22 protein-coding genes and 2 pseudogenes are annotated in these 20,550 nt (G+C 71.8%); 15 read left to right on the top strand and 9 right to left on the bottom strand.

The window, feature by feature from the left end:
• The first annotated feature begins 179 nt into the window (after positions 1-179).
• The 7 genes from KUM49_RS18440 (at position 180) to KUM49_RS18470 (ending at position 7,075) form a co-directional block, all read left to right on the top strand.
• A complete protein-coding gene (locus KUM49_RS18440) occupies positions 180-983 on the top strand; it encodes an ABC transporter ATP-binding protein (protein WP_217237944.1) in 804 nt (267 codons plus the stop codon).
• Positions 980-1,795 carry an ABC transporter ATP-binding protein gene (locus KUM49_RS18445; protein WP_217237945.1) on the top strand — a complete coding sequence of 272 codons (816 nt, stop codon included), beginning with the start codon at positions 980-982 and terminating at the stop codon, positions 1,793-1,795. The genes KUM49_RS18440 and KUM49_RS18445 overlap by 4 nt, the downstream gene beginning before the upstream one ends.
• Positions 1,792-2,688 carry a branched-chain amino acid ABC transporter permease gene (locus KUM49_RS18450; protein ID WP_217237946.1) on the top strand — a complete coding sequence of 299 codons (897 nt, stop codon included), beginning with the start codon at positions 1,792-1,794 and terminating at the stop codon, positions 2,686-2,688. Before KUM49_RS18445 ends, KUM49_RS18450 begins: the two co-directional genes overlap by 4 nt.
• Positions 2,681-3,799 carry a branched-chain amino acid ABC transporter permease gene (locus KUM49_RS18455; RefSeq protein WP_374200169.1) on the top strand — a complete coding sequence of 373 codons (1,119 nt, stop codon included), beginning with the start codon at positions 2,681-2,683 and terminating at the stop codon, positions 3,797-3,799. Before KUM49_RS18450 ends, KUM49_RS18455 begins: the two co-directional genes overlap by 8 nt.
• Positions 3,796-5,067 carry an ABC transporter substrate-binding protein gene (locus tag KUM49_RS18460; protein WP_217237947.1) on the top strand — a complete coding sequence of 424 codons (1,272 nt, stop codon included), beginning with the start codon at positions 3,796-3,798 and terminating at the stop codon, positions 5,065-5,067. The genes KUM49_RS18455 and KUM49_RS18460 overlap by 4 nt, the downstream gene beginning before the upstream one ends.
• A 229-nt stretch (positions 5,068-5,296) precedes the next feature.
• Positions 5,297-6,154: an aldo/keto reductase gene (locus KUM49_RS18465; protein ID WP_217237948.1), complete on the top strand. Its 858-nt coding sequence runs from the start codon at positions 5,297-5,299 to the stop codon at positions 6,152-6,154.
• 102 nt (positions 6,155-6,256) lie between these two features.
• Complete coding sequence (locus tag KUM49_RS18470) at positions 6,257-7,075, top strand: SAM-dependent methyltransferase (protein ID WP_217237949.1); 819 nt, start codon at positions 6,257-6,259, stop codon at positions 7,073-7,075.
• A 68-nt stretch (positions 7,076-7,143) separates the two neighbouring features.
• Here the strand turns inward: KUM49_RS18470 and KUM49_RS18475 are convergent, their stop codons facing one another.
• Positions 7,144-8,061, bottom strand: coding sequence for a helix-turn-helix transcriptional regulator (locus tag KUM49_RS18475; RefSeq protein WP_217237950.1), 918 nt, complete (start codon positions 8,059-8,061; stop codon positions 7,144-7,146).
• Positions 8,062-8,172: 111 nt separating this feature from the next.
• On the bottom strand, positions 8,173-8,403 hold the full coding sequence (locus KUM49_RS18480) for a DUF397 domain-containing protein (protein WP_217237951.1): 231 nt from the start codon (positions 8,401-8,403) through the stop codon (positions 8,173-8,175).
• A gap of 384 nt (positions 8,404-8,787) precedes the next feature.
• Here KUM49_RS18480 and KUM49_RS18485 point away from each other — a divergent pair, with 384 nt between their 5' ends.
• The 3 genes from KUM49_RS18485 to KUM49_RS18495 all read left to right on the top strand — a co-directional run bounded on the left by KUM49_RS18485 (position 8,788) and on the right by KUM49_RS18495 (position 10,235).
• Entirely contained in the window at positions 8,788-9,183 is a 396-nt protein-coding gene (locus tag KUM49_RS18485) for an ATP-binding protein (protein ID WP_374200170.1), read from the top strand.
• 39 nt (positions 9,184-9,222) lie between these two features.
• On the top strand, positions 9,223-9,768 hold the full coding sequence (locus KUM49_RS18490) for a hypothetical protein (protein ID WP_217238247.1): 546 nt from the start codon (positions 9,223-9,225) through the stop codon (positions 9,766-9,768).
• A gap of 209 nt (positions 9,769-9,977) precedes the next feature.
• Positions 9,978-10,235 (top strand): DUF5133 domain-containing protein, encoded by a 258-nt coding sequence (locus KUM49_RS18495; RefSeq protein ID WP_217238248.1) that lies wholly within the window; start codon positions 9,978-9,980, stop codon positions 10,233-10,235.
• Positions 10,236-10,262: 27 nt separating this feature from the next.
• Here KUM49_RS18495 and KUM49_RS18500 read toward each other — a convergent pair whose 3' ends face one another.
• Complete coding sequence (locus KUM49_RS18500; RefSeq protein ID WP_217237952.1) at positions 10,263-11,237, bottom strand: GlxA family transcriptional regulator; 975 nt, start codon at positions 11,235-11,237, stop codon at positions 10,263-10,265.
• A 190-nt stretch (positions 11,238-11,427) separates the two neighbouring features.
• On the opposite strand from KUM49_RS18500, the gene KUM49_RS18505 reads away from it, so the two are divergent.
• Both KUM49_RS18505 and KUM49_RS18510 read left to right on the top strand, forming a co-directional pair.
• Positions 11,428-11,898 (top strand): hypothetical protein, encoded by a 471-nt coding sequence (locus KUM49_RS18505; RefSeq protein ID WP_217237953.1) that lies wholly within the window; start codon positions 11,428-11,430, stop codon positions 11,896-11,898.
• A gap of 125 nt (positions 11,899-12,023) precedes the next feature.
• Positions 12,024-12,239 carry a hypothetical protein gene (locus tag KUM49_RS18510; protein ID WP_217237954.1) on the top strand — a complete coding sequence of 72 codons (216 nt, stop codon included), beginning with the start codon at positions 12,024-12,026 and terminating at the stop codon, positions 12,237-12,239.
• Between the two features lie 7 nt (positions 12,240-12,246).
• On the opposite strand, the gene tgmB is transcribed toward KUM49_RS18510, so the two are convergent.
• From tgmB to KUM49_RS18525, 3 genes are all read right to left on the bottom strand, one after another.
• On the bottom strand, positions 12,247-13,230 hold the full coding sequence (gene tgmB, locus KUM49_RS18515; protein ID WP_217237955.1) for an ATP-grasp ribosomal peptide maturase: 984 nt from the start codon (positions 13,228-13,230) through the stop codon (positions 12,247-12,249).
• A gap of 16 nt (positions 13,231-13,246) precedes the next feature.
• Positions 13,247-13,438 carry a putative ATP-grasp-modified RiPP gene (gene tgmA / locus KUM49_RS18520; RefSeq protein ID WP_217237956.1) on the bottom strand — a complete coding sequence of 64 codons (192 nt, stop codon included), beginning with the start codon at positions 13,436-13,438 and terminating at the stop codon, positions 13,247-13,249.
• Between the two features lie 131 nt (positions 13,439-13,569).
• Positions 13,570-13,863 carry a DUF1232 domain-containing protein gene (locus KUM49_RS18525; protein ID WP_217237957.1) on the bottom strand — a complete coding sequence of 98 codons (294 nt, stop codon included), beginning with the start codon at positions 13,861-13,863 and terminating at the stop codon, positions 13,570-13,572.
• 847 nt (positions 13,864-14,710) lie between these two features.
• On the opposite strand from KUM49_RS18525, the gene KUM49_RS48365 reads away from it, so the two are divergent.
• Complete coding sequence (locus KUM49_RS48365) at positions 14,711-15,127, top strand: hypothetical protein (protein ID WP_254401400.1); 417 nt, start codon at positions 14,711-14,713, stop codon at positions 15,125-15,127.
• A 41-nt stretch (positions 15,128-15,168) separates the two neighbouring features.
• The gene (locus KUM49_RS18535; RefSeq protein ID WP_217237958.1) at positions 15,169-15,855 is read left to right on the top strand and encodes a maleylpyruvate isomerase N-terminal domain-containing protein; all 687 of its coding nucleotides are present in this window, start codon (positions 15,169-15,171) and stop codon (positions 15,853-15,855) included.
• Here KUM49_RS18535 and KUM49_RS18540 read toward each other — a convergent pair.
• The gene (locus KUM49_RS18540) at positions 15,848-16,993 is read right to left on the bottom strand and encodes a hypothetical protein (protein ID WP_217237959.1); all 1,146 of its coding nucleotides are present in this window, start codon (positions 16,991-16,993) and stop codon (positions 15,848-15,850) included. The two genes, KUM49_RS18535 and KUM49_RS18540, sit on opposite strands and share 8 nt — an antisense overlap.
• Before the next feature lie 91 nt (positions 16,994-17,084).
• On the opposite strand from KUM49_RS18540, the pseudogene KUM49_RS18545 reads away from it, so the two are divergent.
• A pseudogene (locus KUM49_RS18545) lies at positions 17,085-17,303 on the top strand (SDR family oxidoreductase); the annotation flags it as partial.
• 147 nt (positions 17,304-17,450) lie between these two features.
• Here the strand turns inward: KUM49_RS18545 and KUM49_RS18550 are convergent.
• Together KUM49_RS18550 and KUM49_RS18555 are read right to left on the bottom strand one after the other, a co-directional pair.
• Positions 17,451-19,009 (bottom strand): annotated as a pseudogene (locus KUM49_RS18550) (serine hydrolase).
• 171 nt (positions 19,010-19,180) lie between these two features.
• On the bottom strand, positions 19,181-20,545 hold the full coding sequence (locus tag KUM49_RS18555) for an FAD-dependent oxidoreductase (protein ID WP_217237960.1): 1,365 nt from the start codon (positions 20,543-20,545) through the stop codon (positions 19,181-19,183).
• Between the last annotated feature and the right edge of the window lie 5 nt (positions 20,546-20,550).

The following is a 20,550-nucleotide window of genomic DNA, read 5'->3' on the forward strand; positions in this document are numbered from 1 at the left end:
GCGAGTGACGGCGACTGCCGTGCCGTACCCCCTGGGCAGCCGCACAAGGCCACCGGGTGGGCACTGGGACGGCGCAGCGACCGCGCCTCAAGTCCTGTACCGGCGGTCGGCCCCCGTGCTGTCGTGAGCTCCCCTTCCCCCGCAGCCCGTGCCGCCCGGCACGGATACGAGGAGCCGCGATGCCCGCACGCCCACCGGACGAGGAAGCCGCCCTGCACGTCGAGAACCTCGACGTCACCTACGGCCGCGCCCTGTCCGCCCTCCGCTCGGTGTCACTGACCGTCCCGCACGGCGGCGTCGTCACCCTGCTCGGCGCCAACGGCGCTGGAAAGACGACCCTGCTGCGCGCCGTGTCGGGCACCCTCAGGCTGCATCGCGGGACGATCACGGGCGGCCGCATCCGCTACGGCGACACGGAGCTCGACGGCCGGGACCCGGTCGCCGCGGTACGCGCCGGAGTCGTCCAGGTGCCCGAGGGCAGGCGCGTGTTCGCCGGGCTCACCGTCGACGAGAACCTGCGCAGCGGGGGCCTCGGCCTCGGCCGGCGCAGCCCGGCACTCGTCCGAGACGGCCGGGACCGGGTGTTCACCCTCTTCCCCCGGCTCGCCGAACGCACCCAGCAGGCCGCCGGCCTGCTCTCCGGGGGAGAACAGCAGATGCTGGCCATCGGCCGCGCCCTGATGGCGGCGCCCCGCCTGCTCCTGCTCGACGAACCCTCGCTCGGCCTGGCCCCGCAGATGGTGCACCGGATCGCCGAAGTCGTCCGCGAGATCAACGCCCAGGGCACCGCCGTCCTGCTGGTCGAACAGAACGCGGGCATGGCGCTCTCGCTCGCCGACCACGCCCGTGTCCTGGAGGTGGGCGAGGTCCGGCTGTCCGGGCCCGCCGACGAACTCGCCCGCACCGACGCGGTGCGCCGCCTGTACCTCGGCGAGCAGACCGGCACCGACCACCCCTCCGACACCGGCCAGGGGGCCGCGTGAGCACCTCCGCACAGCGACCGCAGACCACCGAGCCCTCCGAGCTGCGCGTCCGGGACGTCACCGTGCGCTTCGCCGGACTCACCGCGCTCGACGAGGTGTCCTTCACCGTCGCCCCGGGGTCGGTGCACGCCCTCATCGGCCCCAACGGGGCCGGCAAGTCCACCTGCTTCAACGTCCTGTCCGGCCTGTGCCGGCCCGCCTCCGGCACCGTCGTGCTCGGCGACGCGGAACTCACCCGGCTCCCGCCGCACCGCATCGCCGCCCTGGGCGTGGCCCGAACCTTCCAGAACATCGTCACCACCGAGGGAACCGTCGCGGACAATCTCATGCTCGGCCGCCACGTGCTGTCCCGCGCGGGTTTCACGGCCAGCGCCCTGCGCCTGCCGTGGGCCGCCCGCGAACAGCGCGAACACCTCGCCAGGACGCGTGAGATCGCCGAACTCACCGGCCTGGGGAACCACTTCGACACACCGGTCGCGCTGCTGCCGTACGGCGACCGCAAGCGGGTGGAGTTCGCCCGCGCCCTGTGCCTGGAACCGAGCGTGCTGCTGCTCGACGAACCCGTGGCCGGCATGAACGCCGCCGAACGCACCCGCACCGCCGAGGCCGTCCGCAACGTCCGGACCGAACTCGGCCTGTCCGTCGTCCTCGTGGAGCACGACATGGGCCTGGTCATGCGCCTCGCCGACGAGGTCACCGTCCTCGACTTCGGCCGCCGCATCGCCGGCGGAACCCCCGACGAGATCCGGCGCGACCCCGAGGTGCTGCGCGCCTACCTCGGCACCGAAACCCCGCAGGAGGACGTGGCATGACCGGACTCCTCGACAACCTCCTGAACGGCCTCGCCCTCGGCTCGGTCTACGCACTCGTCGCCCTCGGCTTCGTCGTCATCTTCAAGGCGTCGGGCGTACTGAACTTCGCCCACGGCTCCCTGCTCCTGCTCGGCGGCTACCTCACCGCGGTCCTGCACGAGGACCTCGGCTTCGCCGGTGCCCTCGCCCTCGCCGTGGTGGCGACGGCGACCGTGGCCGGAGCGCTCGACCGCCTCCTGCTCCAGCGCGGCGAGCCGGATGCGCACGCCGCCCATGTGCAGACCATCGTGACCATCGGCATCGACATCGTCCTGGTGACCGACCTGTCCCGGCGCATCGGGGGCGACCTGCTGTCCCTGGGAGACCCCTGGGGCGACTCGGTGCGTGACCTCGGACCGGTGACCGTCGCCGACAGCAGGCTCGCCGCGATCGTCGTGTCGGCCGTGGTCATCGGAGCGGTCTTCGCCCTCTTCCGGTACACCGCCTGGGGGCTGTCCCTGCGCGCCGCGGCCGAGGACAGGGAGGCCGCCGCCCTGATGGGCGTACGGCTGACACGGGTACGCACCCTCGCCTGGTGCCTGGCAGGCGCTCTGGCCGCACTGGCCGCGGTCTTCCTCGTCGCCTTCCCGGCCCCCGGGCTGGAGCGCACCACCGGCCAGATCGCCCTCAAGGCCTTCCCGGCCGCGATCCTCGGCGGCATGACGTCACCGGCCGGCGCCCTCGCCGGCAGCATGCTGATCGGCCTGACCGAAGCGCTCGTGGCCGGCTACCAGTCGGAACTGCACGTCCTGGGCGAGGGATTCGGCGACGTCGCCCCGTACGCCGTGATGGTGCTGGTGCTCCTCGTGCGGCCCACCGGGCTGTTCGGCGCGAAGGGAGCGGCACGTGTCTGATTCCACGTCCGCAGCCCGGGCCCTGCACTGGGGGAAAAGAGTCCTTCCCCTCGTCCTCCTGTGCGTACTGCCCTTCTACCTGGACGCCTTCTGGCTGCGCATCGGCCTGTTCTCGCTGGCGGCGGCCATCGGTGCCGTCGGCCTCGGCCTGCTGACCGGGACCGCGGGACAACTCTCCCTCGGCCACGCCTTCTTCCTCGCCGTGGGAGCGTACGGCTACGTGTGGCTCGCCGGAGAGCCCGGACCGGGGCTCCCGCCCGTCCTCGCCCTCATCCTGGCGGTGCTCCTCGCCGGAGCGGCCGGCGGACTGTTCAGTCCCGTCGCCGGCCGGGTGCGCGGCATCTACCTGGGCGTCGCCACGCTCGCGCTGGTGTTCCTCGGCCACCACGTCCTGCTGACCGCGGACTCCGTCACCGGCGGATTCAACGGCCGCTCGGTCCCGCCGCTGCCGGGCTTCACCGACAGCAATCCCCAACTGGTCCTGCTGGGCGTCCCCTTCGGCGCCGCGGAACGGCTGTGGTACCTCGGCCTGGCACTGTTCGCCCTCACTTGGTTCACGGCGCGCGGCCTGCTGCGCGGGCGCCCCGGCCGGGCCCTGTCGGCGCTGCGCGACAGCGAGACGGCGGCCGCGGTGATGGGCGTGCACGTGGCCCGGTACCGCTCGGCGGCCTTCGTCGTGTCCTCGATGTACGCCGGACTGGCCGGAGTGCTGCTGGCACTCGCCTTCCGCCGTGTCGTGCCGGACTACTTCGTCCTGGCGCTCTCCGTCGACTACCTCGCCATGATCGTCATCGGCGGCCTCGGCTCCGTGGCCGGAGCCACCGCGGGAGCCGTCTTCGTCACCGCGCTTCCCCTGCTGATGACGCGCTACGCCGACCAGCTGCCGCTGGTGACGGCGCCGGGCGCGACGGACGGCGTCGTCGGCCCGACCGAGGCGGCCCGCTACCTCTACGGCGCGGCGATCGTCCTGGTGCTGCTGTACACCCCCGGCGGACTGCACGGCCTGATCCGACGACTGCGCGCCGGACGCTCCGCGGAACACCCACCGGCGCCCGCGCCCCCCTCCCAGGGATCCACCCCAGCCGTACGAGCCAAGGAGCACACCCCGTGAACGTCACGCACCACAGGAACCGCCTCACCGCCGTCGCCACCGCCGCGGCCGTCGCCCTGCTGATGGCGGGCTGCAGCTCCAAAGCCGGCGACCAGAGCACCGGCGACGGCGCCGACGGCGTGAAGACCGGCCCCGGTGTCACCGACAAGACCGTCAGGCTCGGCGCGCTGACCGACCTGACCGGCCCCTACGCCACCCTCGGCAAGAGCATCGTCCAGGCACAGAAGATGTGGGCCGACGAGACCAACGCCAAGGGCGGCGTGTGCGGCCGCAAGGTCGAGATCGTCGTCAAGGACCACGGCTACGACGTGCAGAAGGCCGTCACCGCGTACGCCGACATCTCGACGGACGTGGTGGCACTGCCCCAGGTCATCGGGTCGCCCGTCGTCGCCGCGCTCCTGGACGACATCGAGCGCGACCGGCTGCTGACCTTCCCGCAGGCCTGGGCGGCCTCCCTCCTCGGCAAGGACTCCGTCCAGGTCCTCGGCACCACGTACGACGTCGACATGATCGCCGCTGTCGACTTCCTCACCCGGACGAAGGGACTCGGCAAGGGCGACACGATCGGCCACGTGTACTTCGAGGGCGACTACGGCGCCAACGCGCTGGAAGGCTCACGCTGGGCGGCGAAGCAGGCGGGGCTGAAGGTCGCCGGCCAGAAGATCAAGGCCACCGACACGGACCTGTCCGCACAGGTGTCCGCGCTGCGCAAGGCGGGCGTCAAGGCCGTCCTCATCAGTGCGGGACCGGCCCAGACCGCCTCCCTGACCGGAGTCGCGGCCTCCCGAGGACTGCGCGTGCCGATCGTCAGCAGCGCCCCGGGCTTCGCGCCCCAGCTCATGAAGACGCCCGCGGCGGCCGCGCTGGAAGGCATGCTGCACGTGGTGAGCGCCGCACCGGCCGTGAGCTCCGACCTGCCCGGGGTGCGCCGCATGGTCGCCGCGTACGGGAAGAAGTACCCCGGCTCCCCGGTCGACTCCGGCGTGCTGTCCGGATACAACGCCGCCCAGCTCCTGGGCGCCGACCTGGAGAAGGCCTGCGAGGCGGGCAGCCTGGCCAGGGAGGACGTGGTCAAGGCGCACCGCGCGCAGAAGAACGCCGACACCGGCCTCGGCTCACCGCAGGACTTCTCCGACGTGGCCCGGCCCGCGAGCCTGTCCACCTACGTGCTGCGGCCCGACCGGAAGGCGGTCGGCGGGCTGGTGGGCGCGGAGGACGCACACCGCGCCCCCGGAGTCGAGGAGTACCTCACGTCGCGTCGGCCCTGATATCGCGAAGTTCCTGAGGTCACGTGATCTGACGGCGCGCAAGTACCGCTGCGCAGCCTGAACGAGAACGGATTCAGCGCCCCGGCTGCTGAATCCGTTCTCGTTCTTCTATTGGACCTCCGCCACCCGGCCAGCGACGCTGGAGTGTGTTCGGCGCCGCCGCGCACCCGAGCCCGGCGCGTCGGACGCCGACGGGGACCGCGCGACACCCGAAAGAGGTCACGAGCCCATGCACACTCGCCGTATCGGTGACGTCGAAGTCAGCGCGATCGGCCTGGGCGCCATGCCCATGTCGCTCGAAGGCCGGCCGGACGAGGCCCGCTCCCTCGCGACGATCCACGCGGCCCTCGACGCCGGCGTGACGCTGATCGACACCGCGGACGCCTATCACCGCGACGCCGACGACGTCGGACACAACGAGACCCTGATCGCCAAGGCCCTCGCCTCCCACGACCGGGGCGGCGACGTCCTGGTCGCCACCAAGGGCGGGCATCTGCGCCCCGGCGACGGGAGCTGGACCCTGGACGGCAGCCCCCAACACCTCAAGGACGCCTGTGAGGCCTCGCTGCGCCGCCTCGGCGTGGAGGCCATCGGGCTCTACCAGTTCCACCGCCCCGACCCGCGGGTGCCCTACGCGGACTCCCTCGGCGCGATCCGTGACCTCCTCGACGAGGGGAAGATCCGCATGGCGGGGATCTCCAACGCCGACCCGGAACAGATCGGGCTGGCCAACGAGATCCTCGGCGGTCGGCTGGTCTCCGTACAGAACCAGTTCTCACCGGCCTTCCGCTCCAGCGAGCCTGAACTGCGCCTGTGCGACGAACTCGGCATCGCCTTCCTGCCCTGGAGCCCGCTCGGCGGCATCTCCCGGGCCGGTGAACTGGGTTCCTCCCACGCACCCTTCGCGCGGATCGCCGAGGCCCGCGCAGTGAGCCCGCAGCGCGTGTGCCTGGCCTGGATGCTCGCCAAGTCGCCGGTGGTCGTACCGATCCCGGGCGCGAGCCGCCCCGGGACGATCCGCGACTCGGCCGCCGCCACGGACCTCGTGCTGACCGCGGACGAACGTGCGGAGCTGGACGCCGTCTGAGACCCGGGAACGGGCGCGGACTGGCATCCGCAAACCTCAGGTCTCTAGGATGTACTCCCTGTCCTGCCAGGCCAGTTGGCACGGCATGAAGCTGGGGGAAAGATGGAGACCGGTAACAAGCTGTCCACGTCGATCGACGCCACGGTGCCCACGGCCGCGCGCATGTACGACCACTACCTGGGCGGCAAGGACAACTACGCGGCCGACCGGGCGGCGTGTGAAGAACTCGACAAGGTCGTTCCCAGCACGCGCCGGCTGGCCGTCAACAACAGGCGCTTCCTCCAGCGGGTGGTCAAGACTCTGGCGGCGGAACACGGCATCCGCCAGTTCCTGGACCACGGCTCAGGCCTGCCCACCCAGGACAACGTCCACCAGGTCGCCCAGCGCATCGACCCGGAAACGCACGTGGTCTACGTCGACAACGACCCGATGGTGCTGGTCCACGGCCGCGCCCTGCTGGAGCAGGACGAGCGCACCGCCGTGATCCACGCGGACATGCGGGAGACGGACGTGATCTTCTCGCACCCCGAGACGCAGCGCCTGATCGACTTCGACCAGCCGGTCGCCGTGCTCTTCAACTCGGTGATGCACTGCATCCCCGACAGCGAGACGGACGGACCCCAGGCGGTGGTTCGGCGCGTGGCCGAACGCCTGGTGCCCGGCAGCTTCCTGGTGATGTGCCAGCTGGTCAGCGAGGACCCCGAGGTCCGTGAGTTCGTCACCAACTTCATGGACCAGGCGACCCAGGGCCACTGGGGCCGGGTGCGTCAGGAGAAGGACGTCGCCGAGTGGTTCGAGGACCTGGACGTCCTCGACCCGGGCCTGGTCGAGGTTTCCACCTGGCGCCCGGACACGGAGGTCGCGCCCCGTCAGCTCACCCACGAGTGGATCGAGTTCGGCGGCGTGGGCCGCCTGCGGTAGTCGGACGGCACACAGGAACGCCCCTCACGAGATCTCTTCGTGAGGGGCGTTGTCAGCCGTGCCCCGCCTCATCCGCCGTAGCGCTGCTTCATCGTCTGTCGCAGCAGCTCCAGTGAATCCCGCGGTTCCAGTGCCTCGTCGGCCAGCCGGTCCAGCGCCAGCCGGTACTCCTCCGTCTCGTCACGGTCCTCGAGGAAGTTCGCGCTCTTGATGTGCTCGAGGTAGACCACGTCGGGCAGATCCAGTCCGCCGAAGCGGAGATACGTGATCGGGATCGACGGCGCCGAGGCGTTCGTGACGTCCAACGGCACGATCTGCACGGTCACGTTCGGTCGCTCGGCCATCTCGACGAGGTGTTCGAGCTGTTCGCGCATCACGTCCTTGCTGCCCAGGACGCGCAGCAGGACCGACTCGTCGATGATCGCCCACAGCTGAGGAGCGTCCGCCCGCAGCAGCAACTCGGCCCGGCGGGTGCGCAGTTCCACACGGCGCCGGACCTCGGCCGCGGCCGCGGCGGGCAGGCCGCGCTCGACCACCGCCCGCGTGTAGTCGGGGGTCTGCAACAGGCCGGGAACGTACTGGATCTCGAACGTACGGATCGCGGCGGCCGCCTCCTGCAGGCCGACCAGCCGGTCGAACCACTCGGGCATCAGCCGTTTGTCGTACCGCTGCCACCATCCCGGCTCACCGGCACGTTCGAGCAGTTTCAGCAGCACGGAGGCCTCGTAGTCCTCGGTGCCGTACAACTCCAGCAGTGCGCGGACGTCGCTGTCGGCCGGAGGCCGGCGGCCCTTGCCCGACTCGATGCGGGACAGCTTGGCCGCGCTGAACCCGAGGGCCCGCGCCGCCTGCTCCTGGGCGAACCCGGCGTCCTCGCGGAAACCGGCCAACTGCACGCCGACCAGCATCTTCAGTAGTGTCGGAGCCGGCTCGGACCGGTCCAGATACGGCTGCAGTCGGGAGATGCGCTGCGACTCGGCGGACATCCAAACTCCCAGGGAACCGGCATAGAGGCGACCCACATTATCGCACTCCGCCGTGTCGCAGCGCATCCACCCGAACACAGAAGGGAGTTGACCCCAGCCGGGCAGAAGCCCTCACAGCAGGTGGTCGAACTCGCCCTCCTTCGCGCCCGCGACGAACGCCGCCACCTCGGCCGGGGTGTAGACGAGGGCCGGCCCGTCGGGGTGACGGGAGTTGCGCACGGCGACGCCGCCGTCGCCCAGGGTGGCCACTTCGACGCAGTTGCCCTCGGCATTGCTGTGCCGGCTCTTGATCCAACGGGCGTCCAACGAGCTCGCCCGCACTCCGTTCTGCACTGGTGGCACCGCACTCTCCTTGCTGTTCACGTTCCTCGCCGGGCGCTGTGCCCGGCTGCCCCGGAAGGCCGGGTCGGGTGTGTCATCGACCCCTCCCGTCCCACACATTCTTTGCGTGCAATTTCTCGTGCAATTGCACGCGGGCGCTTTCAGCGTGGATAATAGCTGCGGCGTCAACCCCCGGGGAGACGCCCCGTCTTGACGTCGCATCAGGGAGATGCCGTGTCGTCACCTGCGAACCACATGATCCGGGAGCCGGGCCGGGCTGCGCCGGGAGCGGGTGGTGGAGCGGCAGTCACCGCCGGGCCCCCGCCTGTGCCTCGACCGGCGCCCCCGAGTGAGCAAGCCACGCCGAGGGCCGTGCCCCCGAGCGAGGCCGCGGACTTTGCCGCGTTGCGCATCAGATGCAGCGGGGAAGGCTTCGCCCTGGCCCGCGCCTTCACCCGCGACACGCTGCACTGCTGGTCACTCGGCCACCGCAGCGACGACGCCGTCCTGGTGATCACCGAACTGGCCGCCAACGCCGTGGCGCACGCGGTGCCGCGCGCCGCGGCGCGCGAGCCGGAGGTGTGGCTGGGACTCCTGCTCGATCCCGGCCATGTACTGCTCACCGTCTCGGACTCCGGTGACAACGTGCCCGAGTTCACCGGCGGCGACGCCACCGACCTGCGGGAGCACGGCCGTGGGCTGTGCATCGTCGACGCCCTGGCCGAGGAGTGGGGCTGGACCCTCAAACCCCCGGCCGGCAAGACCGTCTGGGCCAGGCTGTCGGCCTGCCCTCCCCCCTGAGACGACCAACCCATGACCGCCGCGGAAAGGCCCCACGCCATGCGCACCGCTCCGACGCCCCCATCGAGCACCGAGCGCACCGACCACCACGTGCCGCCGACCGGGGTGGCCAGGACCGCGCCCCTCATGGCACTCGAACGGGTGCCGTGGCGAGACATCCAGGACTCCACCGGCTGCGCGGCGGCCATCCCCCTGCTCCTGGGCAGCGTCGCCTGGGGCGACGCCGAGACCGCCCGGGCCGCTCTCGCCGACCTGCGGACCCGCATCTGCCAGTACGGCTTCGTGGTGGAGCAGGCCACCGCCGCAACGGTCCCCTTCCTGTGGGAACTCGCCCAGCTCCCGCACGTGACCTGCCGGGCCGAGATCATCCAGCTGCTCAAGAGCATCGCCGACGCCCGGCAGTGGGAGAGCACGGCCGCCGTCTACCCCAAGCTGCTCAACCACCGTGAGAACCCGGTGGTGTGGGAGCGCGCGGCGCGCCGGGCCGTCCGCGAGCGCCGCGGTGTCCTGCGGCGGCTGATGGCCGAGGAGGACACCGAGCTCGCCCGGGCGACCACCGAACTCGCCCGCGCGCTCGGCGAGTGACGACGGGACCGCCACGCTCGCTCGGCGAGTGATGACGCACTCGAGTTCGTCGACCGGCTGCCGCAGGGACCGGCATGCACGAGGAACTCTCGCGCGCCCGCGGACCGGAACGTAACGAAATCGAGCCAAATGAGGCCTCAATGGTGGCGGATGTGAATGGTCCGTCGGGGTTCGGGCATACGCAGCGAAAATCGAGAGAGGGGCGCTACGTGCTCGTTCCGGACCCGAAGGTCGTCAGGAAGCTGCTGACTCGCTACGCATCGCTGCGGATCGCTCAGGCGGAAAGGGAAAGGGAAGCCACGGCACGTGAACTGGAGGACGTCAGCTACACGCTGTGCGTGATGATGGGGACCGCCGACATCCACGACGCGGTCGCCAAGGCGGACGTCCTGCTGGCCGACGCCGGGCGCCCGCCGGTCGCCACCACCGACCCGGACGGGGAGAGCGGTCTGCGGCTGGCGGTGTGACACCGTGCCGTCCCGGCCGCCGAAGGGCTAGGAGTGCGCTGCCGGGACGGCATCCGTCTTTCCGTGGAATGCGGAGCGATAGGCCTGCGGGGTGGTGCCGACCACTCGGCGGAACCGTTCGCGGAAGGCGGTGGGCGAGCCGAACCCCGCCTGCCGCGCGATCCGTTCCACCGGGTGGTCACTGTTCTCCAGCAGGTACTGGGCCCGCCGGACCCGTGCCCGGAGCAGCCACTGCAACGGCGTGGTGCCCGTCTGCTCGCGGAAACGACGGCTGAAGGTGCGCTCGCTCAGTCCCGAGCGGGCCGCCATCGCCGCCAGGGTGATCTCGTCGGCCAGGTGGTCCTCGATCCACTCCAGGAGCGGTTCGAGGGTCGAGCCCTGCGGTACGGGCGGGAACTCGTGCACGATGAACTGCGCCTGACCGCCCTCCCGTTCCAGCGGCATGACGGACATCCGTGCGGAGTGCGCGGCGACGGCCGAGCCCAGATCCCGGCGGATCATGTGCAGACACATGTCCATGGCCGCGGCGGCCCCGGCCGACGTCAGGATCTGCCCGTTGTCGACGTACAGCACGTCCGGCCGCACGTCGACGCGCGGAAAGCGCCGGGCCAGCACATCGGCGGCCACCCAGTGCGTGGTGGCGCCGAGCCCGTCCAGCAGTCCGGCCTCCGCCAGCACGAAGGCACCCACGCACACGGACGCGATCCGCGTCCCCGCCTCCGCGGCCCGCCGCAGCGCCGCCAGCACGGCGGGGGACGTCGGCCCGGCCGCCTCGGAGCAGCCCGGCACGATGACCGTGTCGGCGTCCGCCAGCGCCTCCAGCCCCCACTCGACCCGCAGGCCGAAACCACCGTCCGCCCGCACGTCCGGGGACTCCGCGCACAGCCGCACCCGGTACGGACGGCGCCCGTCGGGAAGCCGCGTCCAGTCGAACACCGTCATGGGGGCCGCCATGTCGAACGGCACCACGTGATCAAGAGCCAGGATCGCGATTGTGTGCATGAGCGCCACGATAGGCGGATTCCCGCCAAGGCCACGAACCGCTGCTGAGCACGGGATCGGCCTCGGTGCCTGAACCGGGCGTTGGCGAGAACCCGTTGGCGCCTGTCGTTTCTGCCTCTGTGTGATCACCCGCGTGATTCCTAGGGTGAGCGGACACCGTCGACCGCGGCACCGAAGGACACCTCACTCGATGACCAAGTTCCTGCTGACCCTGCACGTCCTGGCCGCCATCGTGGCCGTCGGCCCCGTCACCGTCGCGGCCAGCATGTTCCCGCCCGCGGCGAGACGCGTCCAGGTGAGCGCGGACGGGCCCGACACCGCGGGGATCGGCACCGTACGCCTGCTGCACCGCATCTGCCGTGTCTACTCCGGCATCGGGCTGGCGGTCCCCGTCCTCGGCTTCGCCACCGCGGCCGCGATGGGCGTCCTGGGGGACGGCTGGCTCACCGCGTCCATGGCCCTGACCGCGGCGGCGGCCGGCGTCCTCGTCGCCCTCGTCCTGCCGCGCCAGGAGGAACTCCTCGGCGAGCTCGCCGAGCACAAGGCCGTGGAACGCAGCGGCACGGTGCAACTCGCCATGTTCACCGGCGTCTTCAACCTGCTGTGGGCGACCGTCACCGTCCTCATGATCGTCCGGCCCGGATCCACGACCGGGGCCTGACCCGAACGGCAACCGGCGTTGACGTCAAGCCCCGCGCCGGAATGTGCGTGTCCGTGTGCGGAGGCGCCTACACTCGACATTCGTGCCCAACTGCATGGGCAGTGACACGAAAGGCGCGTTGACGGGTGTTCCAGGATTCCCCCATCTACGACCGGCTCGTCGCGGAGCGCGGCGACGTTCCCCTTCAGACTCGCAGGGAGGCCGAGCGGGTGACCAGGGAACTGGAGTACGTCATGCGACCGCTGCAGTCCTCCCTCGGCTCCCCCCTCCCCACCGACCGCCAGGCCGCCCCGGGCGCGGGCTGGCAGCGGGCGGCCCTGCCCGGCCCGCGGTCCTACTGACCCGAACTCAGCGCACCGCCGAGTCGGCGCCGTTGACGTGGGCCCGTGGCCGCGGGCCCGGTCGGGCGAGCCACTCGGCGACGCTGTGCGCGATCGGCTGGCCCGTCTCCACCTCGACGAAGCCGAACTGCCCCGACTGATTGCACTCCAGGAACCACCACGTCCCGTCGGCGTCCTCGGCGAAGTCGAAGGCACCATAGGCCAGTTCGGCGTCCCGGACGTACGCCCGCACCGCCGCGGCGACGCGCGGCGGCACCTCGACGGGACGCCAGGGCTCGGTGTTCGACGCGAACCGGACGTCCACCTCGTCGGGTTCCGCGTCGTCGGCGACGGCCTTGCGGGCGGCCAGTAGCCCCTCGCCCACGACGGTCAGGCGGATGTCGGCCCGCTTGGCGACCCGCCGTTGCAGCAGCGTCGGCCCGAACGCGACGGCGGAGAAGTCGGTGTCCGGGGCGACCCGGCTGGTCGGCACCGCCCGGGGCGGGTCCTGCGGATGGGCGCCGGAGACTGGCTTGACCACCAGGTCCGGATAGCGTTCCGAGAACTCGCGGGCGGCCTGCGGAAACGTCGTGATGAGGGTGGCCGGCACCGGCAGACCGCACAGCTGGGCGAGCCGCAGCTGCCAGGGCTTGTGGCGGGCCCGGCGCGCCGCGTCGGGATGGTTCATCCAGCGCGCGCCGCAGCCGCGGAGCATCCCGTAAAGCGCCTGTGAGGCCTCCTCGGTCAGCCAGGCGGAGGGCGCCGCCGCCCGCGCGGCCGGGGCCCCCGGCCTGCGCACCCACACGGACCGCAGCCCCTCGAGGCTCACCAGGCGCCCCCCGGACGACAGATGGCCCCGGAACCTGCCGTGCACGAACTCGCCGGACAGCGCCACCCCGCCGGTCAGGTCGGCGGGGTCGAGCCGGACCACCGGAACCCCCGTCGCGTTGAGGTGCACGACCACCATGTCGGCGGTCACGTCCTCTTCGCAGGTAAGAATCAACACGGTCATTTGGGCCGCGCCGTGTTCAGTCGTCGAAGTGCGTCTTGGAGCCCGCGGTGGAGGTCGTGGTCCCCAGTTCCCTCATCAGGCCGTGGTCGCGGGCGGCGATCCGCCCGTCGAAGAGCACGTTCAACTGCAGTCCGGAGTCATAGACGAACGGAGTGGTGGCCTCCAACTCCGCTGCCGGACGTGCGTAGTTGAGCGCGAACGGTTGCATCGTCTCTCCCTCGCCGGTGCTGCTCGATCAAACGACGGTCACCCCGCGGCCTCGCTCGGTCCGCCGACTTCCTCGGGCTTCCAGAGACTTATACGAATCGAACGGGTGATTGGTTTCCTTACGGTGCGTAGTCATGTCCCGTTCGGTGCGCCGCGCTCGGGCGTCGTGGGCGAGGCGCGCAGTGTGCGCAGCGCCAGGAGCAGTACGCCGATGTCGTCCAAATACACCGGATCGGGCAGCAGGTCGGTCGGCAGCACGAAGTACAGCAGGGCGCCCCAGAAGACCCAGCGGGGCCCGGTCGGCAGCCCCGCCCGCCGCAGACTGCGCCGCGCCCGCACCAGCCGGACCAGCAGCACCACGGCCACGGCCAGTGCCACTGCCGCGAGTACCGCGGCGACGACGATCACCGTTGTGGTCGAGTCCACGGCCCGCCCCCTTTTCGTCCCGCGGGCGGCACCGCGCGCCCGTCTCTTGTCGGATTCCCGGTTACGGCCCCGGTATGGCCTGCCGGACGCGGCGCTCATACCAGTGGGTCACTGAGTGGCACGCCGCGGCAGGGACGCCTGGTAATCGTCACCGTAACGTCGCATGTCGCACGTCGGTGACGCAGGAGCGACCGCACCCTTCCCCTGGAGCCGAGGATGACGACCCGTCCACCGGAAGCCCACTCGAACGAAGCCGGCATAACCCCCGCCGAACCGGCCGGCCCCACCGTCGCGTCGTCGTACGGCGATCCGGTCGGCGAACTCGTCCGTGCCGTCGTGGCCGACCGGTCCCCGGAGGACGTCGTCCACCTCGTCACCCTGCTGGAACGATCGCCGGAGTACGCACAGGCCACCGTCGCCGCACTGCGCGCGGTCGGCGTCGACCGGTCCGTGGAGGACGTCACCCGGCTGGCCGCCCTGCTGACCCGGCCGCCGCGTGACGCCGACAGCGCGGACGAGGCGATCCGCGCCGCGGCCGAGTGCCGTCCGCTGGAGGACGTGAGCCGGCTGGTGGCCCTGCTGCACCGGACCCCGCTGGAACCGCACTGCGGCCACGAGGCGGTACGGGCGGCAGCCACCGGCCGGCCCGTCGAGGAACTCGTCGACCTCATCGGCCGGCTCGCCGCGGAGCGGCCGGTGGAACCCCCCCTCGCCGGCGGCGGAGGAGGAACAGCCGAACTCGCAATCCGCCGACGAGGACGGCGGACCCGCCGCCGACGGTCCCCGGCCGGACCCCGTTTCCGGCCCGCGGCCCCGCCGCACCCCGGCACGGGCCGTACGGCCGGCGTTGTGGCCCGGTCGGCTCGCCGCCCTCGCCCTCGCCGTCTGCGCGCTGCTCTGCTTCCCACCGCACCGCGACGGCGCGTCCCTGCGCGTCCACGGGTTCGCCCTCGGCGTGTCCGCCCTGTGCCCGCTCCTGGCCCTCCTGCTGAGCGCGCGGCCGGCCGTGCCGCTGCTCGCGGTGGCCGTGCTGGTCCCGGCGGGGCTGGCCGCGGTCCAGTTGTTCGAGAGCCGCTTCCACTCGCCGGGGCTCTCCCGGGCCCTGGACCTCTCCCTCGCCCCGGACTGGCTCGTCGGTACGGCGGCCCTCTGCGCGTCCCTGGCCGCGCTGACGGCCCTGCTGGCCCGCCTGACATCGCCGCAGTCGCCGAGAAACGCCCCGGCGGAACGCCCGATGGCCGAGGCGAGCCGCAGCACCGACTGAAACGTCGCCGCGTGCCCGCGCCGCCTGCCTAGGCTGCCGTCATGACTGCGCATCACGTGAACCGCGACCACCCGGCCGAGGTGCTGCGAGCCGCCTACGAGGCCTTCGCCGCCGTGGTCCGTCCCCTCGGGGACGAGGAGTCCTGGCTGCCCACGGACTGCGCGGGCTGGGCGGTCCGCGATCTGGTGTTCCACTGTGTCGCGGACGCCCAGCGCGCACTGGTGGCCCTGCACACGCCCGCCACCGGGCCGGCCGACCGCGATGCCGTCACCTACTGGCGCCAGTGGGCACCGGATCCGGTCGGCGCGGCCGACGGGCGGCGCCGTAACCGGGTGGGCGCCAGCATGTTCCCCGATTTCCGGCAGCTGAAGGAGCTGTACCTGGAGACCACGGCGGCCACCGTGACCGCCGCGGCGGCGGCCCGGCCGGACGACCGTGTCATCACGCAGGGCCATGTCCTGACCGCCGGGGACCTGATGGTCACGCTCGCCGTCGAGGCGAGCATCCACCACCTCGACCTGGTGGCCCGGCTGCCCGCGGCCCCGGGGCCGGCGCCGACCGGCCTGGCCGCCGTCCGCGCCACGCTGGACGGCCTGCTGGGACGGCCCGTCCCGCTGGGGTGGAGCGACGAGCGGTACGCCCGCGCCGCCACCGGCCGCGCACCCCTCACGGAGGCGGAACGGGGCGCCCTGGGACCGGACGCCGACCGCTTCCCGCTCTTCAGCTGACCTCGCGCCCGGACGTGTCCGGCGGAACCTCACCGTCGCCTTCCGCGCGGGTGGGGCGCAGGGCCTTGGTGGAGCCCTTGAGACGTTCGAACGTCCGGGTCAGCTGCTGGAGGGCGGATCCGGCGGGCGCACCGGCCGAGCCGTCGGGCGCCGGGCCCGGCACGGCCTCGCGGTAGGCGGCCAGCGCCTCGTTGGCCCGCTCGGCGGCCTCCCGGTACAGGTCCCGGGACCTGGTCATGGCCTCCAGCGCCTCGGCGTACCTGGCCACCAGACCGCGCTCGCGGGCGAGTTCCTCCTCCAGCGTCAGCAGCTGCCACTGCTCCCGCAGCGCGGTGAGCGCCTCGTCGGCACCGTCCGGCAGGGGCCTGGGCAGCTCGGTGTAGCGGGTCACGGTCTCGATCAGCTCGGTCGGCTCCGACCCGTCGAGGAAGACGCTGCGGACGGCGAAGGCACCGTCGTGGTAGCCGGGCGGCACCGGTTGTCCGGGCAGGATCACGGCCCCGCCGCGCGGCACCTCCACCTTGAGGCCGCGCAGGGCCCAGTTCACGACCCGCAGCTGGTCAGGGGCCGCCCGGTGCTCGACCACGCGGTGCCGCAGGCTCGGCGGCAGCAGTCGGGTCAGCGGACGGCGACCGCGTTCGTCGGGGGTCATGGCCTCGTGGACGACGACGTGGACGGCCCAGCCGCGTACGGCGTCCTTGAACAGCCGCCGTATGGCCTTGTCGTCCGACGGCAGCGGGGTGAGGTCGCGGAACGGCAGGCCGGTGACGGCCTCGTGGTCCCAGGCGGCGTCCGGTGTGTCGGGCCAGAACATGGTGGCGGGCGAGGGCCAGGACTGGTCCCAGCGCCGTTCGGCCTCCGCCACCAGCGTCCACCGGGACGCGTCGTCGGCTTCGGGTACGAGGGTCAGCCGGGCGCGCACGGTCACCTCGCCCGGCGCCCGCCATCGGGCCTCGAAGACCCGCTCCGCGGCGTCCTCGGCCGCGGGCAGTTCCGCGAAGTCGTCGAGGACCTCGTCGTCCTTGAGACTCCGCAGGCGGTGGCGGAGCACGTCGGCCGCGCCGGGTCCGACATGGCGGCCGCGGGCCGGCCACAGGGTGGGGGGAGTGGTGGGGCGGTCGGTGGGGGAACTTGGCATGGATCCATCTGTGAGCGGGGGCGGATGCGAGTGCCAGTATCGTCGCCGCGGGTGGGTGGAGATCAACCGGGGGTCCGGCCCGTCGACACGCGCGGGCGGTGTCCCGGCCGAGACGATCCACTACGGCGGGTCGAAGACCGCGCTGCTCGCGGTCAGCCGAGGTTTCGCCAAGGAGGTGGCCGGCAGCGGCGTCACCGTCAACTCCGTGACCGCCGGGCCCACCCGCACGGAGGGCGTGGAGGACTTCGTGTACGAGCTAGTCGACGGCGACCTGCCCCGGGAGGACGCCCAGCGCGTGTTCATGCGCGACCGCGCGCACTCGGGGCGCGAACGGTGCGCACCCGTCAGGAGCGGTTCACTCCTGTCCCGTCCGCGGCGGCCCCGCCACAATGACTTCTCGAACGGGGCCCGCTCACCATCCGCATTGGGGCGGGCCCTGTTCGCCACGGCTCACGGCTCACGGCTCCTCGCGGGTGAACGTGCCCAGTCCGCTCTCGTCGAAGGCCTCGATGGTCACCCGGGTCGCCTGCCCGTCCCCGACGTCGCGGAAGGTGACGCCGGACGGACCGGTGGCGTTCTCGCCGGTCGTCTCGAAGCTGAACGTGTCGCCGTCGTAGTGGGTCAGGCGGAAGGTCTTCGGCTGGGGGCCGAGCCGCATGGTCAGGGTTCCGTTCGTCGCGGTGAGGTCAGGGGGCCGTAGTAGTCGTTGGCGTAGGTGCCGGTGTAGGCGCTGTCCACGCGGGCCTCGGAGGCGTCCTCGGGCGGCTTGGCGTAGTCGGTGGGGGAGCGACCCGCCTGTTCCTGCTGCTCGTAGAGATCGGCGGCCAGGTCGAGCCAGTCCGCGGTCGGTTTGCCGTGCTGGGCGGTGTCGAAGAAGTTCAGGGCGATGGAGTCGGCGAGACCGACCGGCTCGCCGTTGGTGAGCACGGCGATCCCGAGCTGTTCGCCCGGCAGCATGGTCACGTTGGTGTTCGCGCCCAGGGCGAAGGCGCCGGAGTGGCTCAGGCGCAGGCGGCCGAGATCGTCGTAGCTGACGTTCCAGCCCAGGCCGTAGAAGCCGGTGCGGCCGGCCGGCGCGGGTGGCGGCTGGGAGACGATCGCGGGGACGTGGGTCTGTTCCAGCGGTTCGGCCGGGATGATCCGCTTGCCGCCGAGTTCGCCGTTCGCCAGTTGCAGCCGGAGCCAGGTGGACATGTCGCGGGCGGTGGAACTCGCGCCGCCCGCCGGTGCCTGGGCGTCCGCGTCACGCACGTACCTCGCCTGCCAGGTGCCGTCGGCGGCCCCGACGTGGGTGACGGCCTTGTCGCCGGCCTTGTCGTAGTCGGCGAAGCGGGAGCTGGTGGTGTTCATGCCGGCCGGATCGTAGAGCGTGTCCTCGGAGAGCTTCTCCCACGTCGTGCCCTTGGCGTTCGCGACCGCCTGGCCGGCCGCCGTCACCCCGCAGTTGGTGTACGCGTAGCTCGCGCGGAACGGTGTCAGCGGCTCGTGGCGGAGGTGGCCGAGGATGTACGACCGGTCGTAGCCGAGGTCTTCGAGGAGGTCACCGGCGTGGTCCGGCAGTCCGCTGCGGTGCGAGAACAGGTCGGCCACGGTGACGTGTCCGGTCACTCACCTGTCCTTGAGGGCGAAGCCCGGCAGATGTCCGGCTACCGGGTCGTCCCAGTCGATCACCTTGTCGCCTACGGCGCCGGCCACGACGGTCGACGCCAACGGTTTGGACAGCGAGGCGAGTTGGAACACCGTGTCGGGCCCGACCGCCGGGGACAGCCCGGCCTGCCGCTTCCCGAACCCCGTCACATGGACGACCCGGTCCTTGTACACGACCGCCACCGCGACGCCCGGCACGCCGGTCTCTTCCATCCCGTCCCGCACGATGCCGTCCAGTTCGCCGACGGCGTTGTCCACGTCCTGCTGTGTGAGCTGCGGGGGCGGCGAGGAGGAGCGGAGCCAGGCCACCGCGGCGGCTGCCGTCCTGACGTGGTGTGTTGTCCTGCACCGAACACCCATGCTTCCCATTGAAGTCCCCGCTCGGCGCGTTGTCCTGCGGAGCCGGGCCGGCGGCCGGGGACGGAGAACCTGAGTCAGGCCGCTTTTTCGGGGGCAACGGGGGCAACGGGGGGAATGAAAAACGGCCTCGACGGTTCCGGAGGAGATGAATCCGGCACCGTCGAGGCCGTTGTCGTCGTCCTAGGCGCCGCTCGCCTTGAGCATGTCCTCACGCTCGACGAGCTTCACGCGCGCGCGGCCCTGCGGTTCGCCCAGCGCCTTCTCGGCGGCGTCCAGCTTGTACCAGCCCTCCCAGGTGGTGAAGCGGACGTCCCGCTCGGCGAGGAACGCGTCCACCGCCTCCGGCTCGGGGGAACCCGGCGTCTGCAGACGGCCGTTGGTGTGGTCGTCCAGCAGGTTCGACACCGTCTCGTTGGCGTCGCCCTTGGTGTGGCCGATGAGGCCCACCGGGCCGCGCCGGATCCAGCCGGTGACGTACGTGGACTGCAGGGGCTCGCCGCTCTCCTGGAGGACCCGGCCGCCCGCGTCCGGAACCGTGCCCGAGTCGAGGTCCCAGGGCAGCTTGGGCAGCTTGTCGGAGAGGTAGCCGACCGCGCGGTAGACCGCGGTGACGTCCCAGTCCTTGAACTCGCCGGTGCCCTTGACGTTGCCCGTGCCGTTCAGGGCGGTGCGCTCGGTGCGCAGGCCGACGACCTTGCCGTCCTCGCCGAGGATCTCCGTAGGTGACTCGAAGAAGTGCAGGAAGAGCTTGTGCGGCCGGTCGCCGACGTCGCGGATCGCCCAGTTCTCCAGGGTCTTGGCGACCATGTCGGCCTGCTTGTTGCCGCGCCGGGTCTCGATCGAGCCCGCGTCGTAGTCGATGTCCTCGGGGTCGACGATGACCTCGATGTTGGGGGAGTGGTCCAGCTCCCTCAGCTCCATCGGGCTGAACTTCGCCTGCGCCGGGCCACGGCGGCCGAACACGTGGACCTCCAGGGCCTTGTTGGCCTTGAGTCCGTCGTGGACGTTCGGCGGGATCTCCGTCGGCAGCAGTTCGTCCGCGGTCTTGGCGAGGATGCGCGCCACGTCGAGCGCCACGTTGCCGACGCCGAGCACGGCGACCTTCTCGGCCTCCAGCGGCCAGGTGCGCGGCACGTCCGGGTGGCCGTCGTACCAGGACACGAAGTCCGCGGCGCCGTACGAGCCGTCGAGCTCGATGCCGGGGATGGACAGCTCGCGGTCGGCCGTCGCGCCCGTGGAGAAGATCACGGCGTCGTAGAACGCCCGCAGGTCGTCCAGGCTGATGTCGGTCGGGTAGTCGACGTTGCCGAAGAGACGGATCTGCGGCTTGTCGAGCACCTGGTGGAGGGCCGTGATGATGCCCTTGATGCGGGGGTGGTCGGGGGCGACGCCGTAACGGATCAGGCCGAACGGGGCCGGCATCCGCTCGAAGAGGTCGATGGACACGCCGGGTTCGGCGGCCACGTCGGACTTGAGCAGGGCGTCGGCGGCGTAGATCCCGGCGGGGCCGGCTCCGACGATTGCTACCCGCAAGGGGCGGGGCATGATCA

Origin of the sequence: Streptomyces sp. AC555_RSS877, from assembly GCF_019049245.1 — a bacterium.
GTDB lineage: Bacteria > Actinomycetota > Actinomycetes > Streptomycetales > Streptomycetaceae > Streptomyces.